The following is a 332-nucleotide window of genomic DNA, read 5'->3' on the forward strand; positions in this document are numbered from 1 at the left end:
TCTGTAAATGTTGGTTCTCTTCCAATCAAGGTCAGGATATGTTGATATTCATCATTTTTTAAACCGTGTTGTGCAATTAATTCTGGTGTAATGGCAATGTTATTGCAAGGCTTCATGAGTACTTTATCCATCAAATTAATCGAAATTTAGCATTTTATTGTTTTAAATATAGTAGCCTAGATCATCAGTAATCGTGTTGTTTGATAAACCATCAATGGGGATTTTGATTGTTTTTTTGTAGATCCAAAAAGCAGAAACGGCTTTTGAATAAATCTTTGTGTGTTTAGAAAAATACACTCCAATATTATGTTCATCAAACGTTTGATTCGTAA

It is taken from the genome of Bartonella sp. AA81SXKL, assembly GCF_042196945.1.
In the GTDB taxonomy this organism is placed as follows: domain Bacteria; phylum Pseudomonadota; class Alphaproteobacteria; order Rhizobiales; family Rhizobiaceae; genus Bartonella.